6 protein-coding genes and 1 pseudogene are annotated in these 8,331 nt (G+C 72.6%); 5 read left to right on the top strand and 2 right to left on the bottom strand.

The window, feature by feature from the left end; translation table 11 throughout:
• The 3 genes from MHW47_RS28535 to hflX all read left to right on the top strand — a co-directional run.
• Positions 1 to 450 (top strand): ACT domain-containing protein (locus MHW47_RS28535; protein WP_308381727.1); only part of this gene is annotated, 450 nt, incomplete at its 5' end.
• 93 nt (positions 451 to 543) lie between these two features.
• Positions 544 to 1,998, top strand: coding sequence for a M1 family metallopeptidase (locus MHW47_RS28530; protein ID WP_239226640.1), 1,455 nt, complete (start codon positions 544 to 546; stop codon positions 1,996 to 1,998).
• A gap of 142 nt (positions 1,999 to 2,140) precedes the next feature.
• Positions 2,141 to 3,661, top strand: coding sequence for a GTPase HflX (gene hflX / locus MHW47_RS28525; RefSeq protein WP_239226639.1), 1,521 nt, complete (start codon positions 2,141 to 2,143; stop codon positions 3,659 to 3,661).
• Between the two features lie 73 nt (positions 3,662 to 3,734).
• On the opposite strand, the gene MHW47_RS28520 is transcribed toward hflX, so the two are convergent.
• Both MHW47_RS28520 and MHW47_RS28515 read right to left on the bottom strand, forming a co-directional pair.
• Positions 3,735 to 4,913: a serine protease gene (locus MHW47_RS28520; RefSeq protein WP_239226638.1), complete on the bottom strand. Its 1,179-nt coding sequence runs from the start codon at positions 4,911 to 4,913 to the stop codon at positions 3,735 to 3,737.
• Between the two features lie 126 nt (positions 4,914 to 5,039).
• Positions 5,040 to 6,272 (bottom strand): serine protease, encoded by a 1,233-nt coding sequence (locus tag MHW47_RS28515; RefSeq protein ID WP_239226637.1) that lies wholly within the window; start codon positions 6,270 to 6,272, stop codon positions 5,040 to 5,042.
• Between the two features lie 321 nt (positions 6,273 to 6,593).
• Here MHW47_RS28515 and MHW47_RS28510 point away from each other — a divergent pair, with 321 nt between their 5' ends.
• Together MHW47_RS28510 and MHW47_RS28505 are read left to right on the top strand one after the other, a co-directional pair.
• A complete protein-coding gene (locus tag MHW47_RS28510) occupies positions 6,594 to 7,973 on the top strand; it encodes a diaminobutyrate--2-oxoglutarate transaminase family protein (protein WP_239226636.1) in 1,380 nt (459 codons plus the stop codon).
• Between the two features lie 28 nt (positions 7,974 to 8,001).
• Positions 8,002 to 8,331 (top strand): annotated as a pseudogene (locus MHW47_RS28505) (hypothetical protein); the annotation flags it as partial.

The raw sequence follows: 8,331 nt of genomic DNA, 5'->3' as shown, positions 1-8,331 counted from the left end.
CCCGCCGTGGCCGCCCGGCCGGACGCCGTCGTACGGCTCGCCGGCTGCTGCACCCCCGTCCCCCCCGACGAGGTCACCGGCTTCGCCGTACGCGGCGGCGCCGCCGTCACCGTGCACCGCCTGGAGTGCCCGGCGGTCGCCCGCATGGAGGCGGCGGGCCGGACGCCCGTCGCGGTGAGCTGGGGCGCCGAGCAGGCGTGCCGGGTGACCCTGGTCGCCGAATCGTTCGGCCGCCCCCGGCTCCTCGCCGACCTCACCGAGGCCATCGCGGGCGCCGACGCGGCGGTCATCTCCGCCACCGTGGAGCCGCCGAGCGAACAGCGCGTACGGCACACCTACACGCTGCGGCTCCCGGACGCGGCCGGACTGCCCGCACTGATGCGCGCCATGCGCGACGTGCCCGGCGTGTACGACGTCAGCCGCGCGAAGGGCCTCTCCGGGACGCACTGACCCGGGCCCGTCGCCCGGTGGCGCGCGGTCTCATTCGGGTGGCGCGGCGCGCGCCGCCCGCTGCGGACGGGGCGGCGCTGATAGCCGTAGTCCATGCCGCTCCTCACCCGCCGTGCGCGGGCCGTCTCGCTGGCCGCCGCCTCCGCCGCGCTCGTCGCCGCCACCCTGCCCGCCGCCCCGGTGCCCCTCGGCATCGGCGACCCGCTCTTCCCCCATCTCGGCAACCCCGGGTACGACGTCCTCGCGTACGACATCGGCCTCACCTACGACGGCCGCAACGACGAGCCGCTGGAGGCCGTCACCACCATCGACGCGCGGACCACGGAGCCGCTGGAGCGGATCAACCTCGACTTCACCCGCGGCACCGTCCACTCCGTCGCCGTCAACGGGGCGGACGCCGGCTTCCAGAGCACCGGCGAGGACCTCGTCGTCAGCCCGGCGCGACGCATCCCGGCCGGCCTCCCCCTGCGCATCACCGTCCGCCACACCAGCGACCCCACCGGGGAACGGAACAGCGGCGGCTGGGTGCGCACGGCCGACGGCCTCGCCATGGCCAACCAGGCGGACGCCGGACACCGGGTCTTCCCGGGCAACGACCACCCCGCCGACAAGGCGTACTTCACCTTCCGCGTCACCGCGCCCGACGACCTCACCGTGGTGGCCAACGGCTTCCCCACCGGCCGCAGCCGGCACGGCTCCACCACCACCTGGACCTACCGCACCGCCCACCCCATGGCCACCGAACTGGCCCAGGTCAGCATCGGCACCTCCGCCGTGGTGCGCCGCACCGGACCGCACGGCCTGCCCGTGCGCGACGTCGTCCCGGCGGCCGACCGCGAACGCCTGGAACCCTGGCTGAGCAAGACCCCGGGCCAGCTGGAGTGGATGGAACGGCAGGTCGGCCGCTACCCCTTCGAGAACTACGGCATCCTCGTCGCCGACACCGAGACGGGCTTCGAGCTGGAGACCCAGACCCTGTCCCTGTTCGAGAAGCGCCTGTTCACCGACGACCGCTACCCCGAGTGGTACGTCGACTCGGTCATGGTCCACGAACTGGCCCACCAGTGGTTCGGCGACAGCGTCTCGCCGAAGACCTGGTCCGACCTCTGGCTGAACGAGGGACACGCCAGCTGGTACGAGGCCCGGTACGCCGAGGACCACGCCGGCAAGTCGCTGGAGGAGCGCATGCGCGGCGCCTACACCTGGTCGGACACCTGGCGCGCGGCCGGCGGACCGCCCGCCCGGCCCGCCGCCCCCGCGCCCGGCGAGAAGATCAGCCTGTTCCGCCCGGTCGTCTACGACGGCAGCGCCCTCGTCCTGTACGCGCTGCGCGAGGAGATCGGCCCCGGGGCCTTCGACCGGCTGGAACGGCTCTGGGTCCGCGAGCACCGCGACTCCAACGCCGCCACGGCCGACTTCGTCCGGCTCGCCTCACGGGTCGCCGGACGGGATCTGACCGCGTTCTTCGACGGCTGGCTGTACGGCGAGCGGACCCCGCCCATGCCGGGGCACCCCGACTGGCACAGCAACGCGCCGGCCGGTGCGTAAACCCGCGTGACGCCCCGCGCGGACCGTGCCACTATCGACGAGTCGCCGCGGCGGCCGGAGCGGAGGATTTCCCCGGCGGGAATCTTCCGGACAGGTCACGCGTTGTGACTGATGCAACCACTCCTTTCGACGTAAGGATCAAATGACCTCCTCTTCTTCCCTTCCCCAGGACGCGTACAACGCGCAGAGCGCCACGGAGAACACGACCGGGAGCCTCACCGAGGGCCTTCGGGCCGACGCCCTGATGGAAGAGGACGTCGCCTGGAGCCACGAGATCGACGGGGAGCGCGACGGCGACCAGCTCGACCGCTCGGAGCGTGCCGCGCTGCGGCGCGTGGCCGGACTCTCCACCGAGCTGGAGGACGTCACCGAGGTCGAGTACCGGCAGCTCCGCCTGGAGCGCGTGGTGCTCGTCGGTGTCTGGACCTCGGGCACCGTGCAGGACGCCGAGAACTCGCTCGCCGAGCTGGCGGCACTCGCCGAGACGGCGGGCGCCCAGGTGCTCGACGCCGTCTTCCAGCGCCGTGACAAGCCCGACCCGGCCACCTACATCGGTTCCGGCAAGGCGCTCGAACTGCGCGACCTCGTCATCGAAACCGGTGCCGACACCGTCGTCTGCGACGGTGAGCTGAGCCCCGGCCAGCTGATCCACCTGGAAGACGTCGTCAAGGTCAAGGTCGTCGACCGCACGGCCCTGATCCTCGACATCTTCGCCCAGCACGCCAAGTCCCGTGAGGGCAAGGCGCAGGTCTCCCTCGCGCAGATGCAGTACATGCTGCCCAGGCTGCGCGGCTGGGGTCAGTCGCTGTCCCGCCAGATGGGCGGTGGCGGTACGAGCGGTGGCGGCGGTATGGCCACCCGAGGCCCCGGTGAGACCAAGATCGAGACCGACCGGCGCCGCATCCGCGAGAAGATGGCGAAGATGCGCCGGGAGATCGCGGAGATGAAGACCGGCCGGGACCTCAAGCGCCAGGAACGCCGGCGCAACAAGGTCCCCTCCGTCGCCATCGCCGGATACACCAACGCGGGCAAGTCCTCGCTGCTCAACCGCCTCACCGGCGCGGGCGTGCTCGTGGAGAACGCCCTGTTCGCCACCCTCGACCCGACCGTGCGCCGGGCCGAGACGCCGAGCGGCCGGGTCTACACCCTCGCCGACACCGTCGGGTTCGTACGGCATCTGCCGCACCACCTGGTCGAGGCGTTCCGCTCCACCATGGAGGAGGTCGGCGACTCCGATCTCATCCTGCACGTGGTGGACGGCGCGCACCCGGTGCCGGAGGAGCAGCTCGCGGCCGTACGCGAGGTGATCCGCGACGTCGGCGCGACGGACGTGCCCGAGATCGTCGTGATCAACAAGGCGGACGCCGCGGACCCGCTGGTCCTCCAGCGCCTCCTGCGCAACGAGAAGCACGCGATCGCGGTCTCGGCGCGCACCGGCGCCGGCATCGACGAGCTGCTCGCCCTGATCGACCGCGAACTGCCCCGGCCGTCCGTGTCGATCGAAGCGCTCGTGCCGTACATCCAGGGGGCGCTCGTCTCCCGGGTGCACGCCGAGGGCGAGGTCCTCTCCGAGGAGCACACCTCGGAGGGCACGCTGATCAAGGCACGGGTCAACGAGGAACTGGCCTCCGAGCTGTCCTCGTTCGTCCCCGCGGTGCACTGAGCGGCACCGCACCGGAAACAACCGCAGGCCCGTTCCCCCGCGAGGGAACGGGCCTGCGGCCGTGCCGGCGTCCCTACCGGGAGCCGAACTTCTCGCTCATCATGGTGAAGATCTGCTCCGCGCCCTCACCCAGCCGCGGTCCGGCCAGCCAGCCCGACGTCACCGGGCCGATGGACGTGTTGGAGACGAGCGCCAGTTTGCCGTCGTCGCCCTCGCTGAACCAGCCGCCGCCGGAGGAACCGCCGGTCATGGTGCAGCCGATGCGGTACATCGTGGGAGTGGCGGGGCTGATCGAGAGCCGGCCGGGGCGGTCGACGCACTTGTGCATGATCAGCCCGTCGTACGGCGGGGCCGCCGGATAGCCCCACGCGCCCATCGCGCCGATCCGCGCGACCTCGGGGGCGTCGAAGTTCACCGGGAGCGCGTTGCCCACCGTCTCCTCGAGGGACTTGGTGCCCCGCTCCGGCTTCACGTGCAGCACCGCGTAGTCGTACGGGGCGCCCTCGCCGCCGGTGGGGCCGCCGTCCTTGATCCACTCGCCCGAGGTGCTGGCCCAGTCCGCCCAGTACGCGCCGTACGGGGCGATCTCCCGCTGCTGCGCGTGCTCCAGCTGCGCGGCGCTCCGGCCCTGGTCGTTGTACGCGGGCACGAAGACGATGTTGCGGTACCAGCCGCCCGCCGCACCGGCGTGCACGCAGTGGCCGGCGGTCCACACCAGGTTGGACCTGCCCGGGTTCGCCGGGTCCTTGACGACCGTGCCCGAGCAGACCATGTGGCCCTTGGGGGAGTCGAAGAAGACCTTCCCGACCGGGGCGGCGTGGTCGTGGTACGGAGTCTTCTCGCGCTCGGCGGTGACCGGCCGGGGTTCCGGGTCGGAGACGCCCTGCTCACCCGAGAGGTCCCCGGCGGCCATGGTCTTGGCCGGGTCCTTCGCCGTCTTCATCCGGTCCGGCTTCCACAGCCCCTCGATGACCGGGTTGACGAAGTCCCCGGCCTCCCGCAGCCATGTGGCCCTGTCCCACTTCTTCCACTCACCGTCGCGCCACTTGTCCAGGTCCAGCCCGCGCTTCTTGAGCGCGTCGGCCAGATCGGCGGCGCCGTTCCTGCCGTCGCCGCCGGACGTCTCCGATGCGGAGGCGCCGGCCGCCGGTTCGGCGGAGCCCTCGTCCTCGGTGGGACCGCAGGCGGTGGCCGTCAGCGCGAGCGCGGCGGCCAGCCCGGCCGCGGCGAGCAGCGGACGTATGGATCGCATGAAAAGGAATCCCCCTGGAATCTGCACATCGATGGATTGCGTGCCAGGGGCCCCCGGAAGCGGACTCGACCGCTCCGGAGGCCCCTGGCCCTCACTGGCCGCGCCCGCCGGGGCGCGGCCTCGTCTCTACTTGTCCGCGTACTTGTCGCTGACCGCGTCGTAGACGCCCTTGGCCTCCTTGCCGAGGCGCGGTCCGGCGAGCCAGCCGGCCGTCACCGGGCCGATGGAGGTGTTGGAGACCAGGGCGGGCTTTCCGTCGCGGCCGGTCGCGATCCAGCCGCCGCCGGAGGAACCGCCAGTCATCGAGCAGCCGATGCGGTACATCGTCGGGTCGCCCTGGGCCAGCGAGAGCCGGCCCGGCTTGTCCTTGCACTGGAACATCTTCTGGCCGTCGTACGGGGCCGCCGCCGGGAAGCCGGTCGCCGTCATGTCCGTGATCTTGGGCACGGCCGGGGCGTTGAACTCGACCGGAAGGGCCGAACCGACGGTCTCCTCCAGGGACTTGCCGCCGGCGCCCTCCTCGGGCGTGACGTGCAGCACGGCGAAGTCGTACGGCGCGCCCAGGCCGCCGACCGACGCGCCCTGGTCGATCCACTGCTGCGAGGTCTGCGCCCAGGTGCCCCACCAGATGCCGTAGGGGGCGACCTTCTCCTTCGGCGGCTTGTTCCGCAGGTCGGCCGTGGACATCCCGCTGTTGTTGTACGAGGGGACGAAGGCGATGTTGCGGTACCAGCCGCCCTTCTTGCCCGCGTGCACGCAGTGGCCGGCCGTCCACACCATGTTGGACTTGCCGGGGTGCGCCGGGTCCTTCACCACGGTCGCCGAGCAGACCATCGAGCCCTCGGGGCCGTCGAAGAAGAGCTTGCCCGCCTCGGGCGCGTTCTCGTGGTACTCCGTCCGGACACCCACGGCGCGGACCGGCGCGGGGGTCGGGTCCGTCACGCCCTCGTCGCCGGAGATGTCGTTGTCGACCGGCTGCTCGGGCGCCTTGTCCGCGTCGCGCATCCGGTCGGGATCCCAGAGGCCCTCGATGATCGGGTTGATGTAGTCCTTGGCCTCACGCAGCCACTTGTCCTTGTCCCAGTTCTTCCAGTCGCCGTTCCTCCACTTGTCGATGTCTATCCCGTGTTCCTTGAGACGGTCCTTGAGGTCGTCCGGGATGGAGATCTTGTTGTCCGACGACGCACCGGCGGAGGCCTCGGCGCTCGGCTTCGTGCTCGCGTCGTCCTCGGTGGGGCCGCAGGCGGTGGCCGTCAGGGCGAGGACCGCGGCGACGGCGGCGGTGGTGACCACGGAGGAGGAGGCGCGTCGCCCGCTTCCCCCGCGGCGTGCGGTGATTCCTGGTCGAACGAGACGCATGTGCTGTTCCCCCTGGGACTTCGTCACTCAAAGCTGTCGTACTGCTCTTGCGCGCGGCGCGCGGTGCACCGAACGGAGCGGTGCTGCCGAGGCGTTCGGGGCGTGCCCGTGCCGGACGCGGCCCCCACTATGCCTGTGTCGCTGCCGGTGGTGTGCGGCAGGGTTGCGCTCCGCAAGGATCTTCGGATTTACCCGTGATCCTTCGGCCCTTCGGTCGTTGGTACGTCCGGGGGCACGGAGACAGCGTTCACCCTCGCAGGCCGTCCTTGCGGAATCGTACTGACGTGCAACGCAACTGTTACAGCGGGAGGATCAAGAGCCGTGGCCGTGACCGAACCAGCTCCGGCGCCACCCCTCGCCGCCCACGAAGGCATCCTGCGGCGCCAGTCACTGCGTGAGTCGGCGGCCCGCACGTATGCCAGGTCGCTGCCGATCGTGCCGGTGCGGGCGCGCGGGCTGACCATCGAGGGGGCGGACGGGCGGCGCTACCTCGACTGCCTCTCCGGGGCGGGGACCTTGGCGCTCGGCCACAACCACCCGGTCGTCCTGGAGGCGATCAAGAAGGTCATCGACTCGGGCGCCCCGCTGCACATCCTGGACCTGGCCACGCCGGTCAAGGACGCCTTCGTCACGGAGCTGTTCGCCACCCTGCCCCGGCAGCTGGCCGAGGACGCCCGCATCCAGTTCTGCGGCCCGGCCGGCACGGACGCCGTCGAGGCGGCGCTCAAGCTGGTCCGCACCGCGACCGGCCGCAGCGGCCTGCTGGCGTTCACGGGGGCGTACCACGGCATGACGGCGGGCGCGCTGGCCGCTTCGGGCGGCGCCCAGGACGTACGGGTGACCCGGCTGCCCTTCCCGCAGGACTACCGCTGCCCCTTCGGCATCGGCGGCGAGGCCGGTGCGAGGACCGCCGCCCGCTGGACCGAGACCGTGCTCGACGACCCCAAGAGCGGCACCCCCGCGCCCGCCGGGATGATCGTCGAACCGGTCCAGGGCGAGGGCGGGGTCAACCCCGCGCCGGACGGCTGGATGCGCCGGATGCGGGAGATCACCGAGGACCGCTCCATCCCCCTGATCGCCGACGAGGTCCAGACCGGCGTCGGCCGGACCGGTGCCTTCTGGGCCGTCGAGCACAGCGGGATCGTGCCCGACGTGATGGTGCTGTCCAAGGCCATCGGCGGCTCCCTCCCCCTCGCCGTGATCGTCTACCGCTCCGCCCTCGACACCTGGCAGCCCGGTGCCCACGCCGGCACCTTCCGGGGCAACCAGCTCGCCATGGCCGCCGGGACCGCCACCCTCGCGTACGTCAGGGCCAACGGCCTTGCCGAGCGCGCCGGGGTCCTCGGCGCCCGCATGCTGGCGAGCCTGCGCTCGCTCGCCGCCGACCACCCCTGCGTCGGCGACGCCCGGGGCCGGGGCCTGATGATCGGCGTCGAGATCGTCGACCCCGAGGCCCGGCCCGCCGGTACCGGCACCGAGGCGCCGCCCGACCCGCTGCTCGCCGCGGTCGTCCAGCAGGAGTGCCTGCGCCGCGGGCTCATCGTCGAACTCGGCGGACGCCACTCCTCCGTCGTCCGCCTCCTCCCGCCCCTCACGCTCACCGACGAACAGGCGACCGCGGTCATCGACCGCCTCGCCGACGCCCTGGCAGCCGCCGAGCGCTCACCGCGCCGCCGCCTGCCGACCGGATCGATCCGCTGACCCCGGACACCAGTACAGGAAGACCGCCGTGAACCCCACCCCCGCGCCCGAGACCGACGGCCCTCCCTCCAGCCACCTCCCGGAGCCCGAGGCCACCGGCTGCGTCGCCGTCGAGACGACGACCGTGCCGCGCCAGAAGGAGACGCCGGACGGACTGTGGCACGCGTCGAGGCCCACCGCCCCGGCCGCCCAGGTCCTCACAGCCCCGGCCCCCGCCGCGCCCCTGACCGCGGCGCCCCCGACCGCCGCGTCCCTGGCCGCCGAGCCCCCGGTCCGCCCCGACCCGCTCGACCACCCCGACCCGCTCCGGGCGGCCGATGCGGCGGGCACCGAGAACCTGCTGCGCTGCTGGGGCCGC

This window comes from Streptomyces sp. OfavH-34-F, assembly GCF_022347745.1.
Classification (GTDB): Bacteria; Actinomycetota; Actinomycetes; order Streptomycetales; family Streptomycetaceae; genus Streptomyces.
Note: the sequence above shows the minus strand (reverse complement) of the source record. Positions and strands in the feature narration are given on the sequence as shown.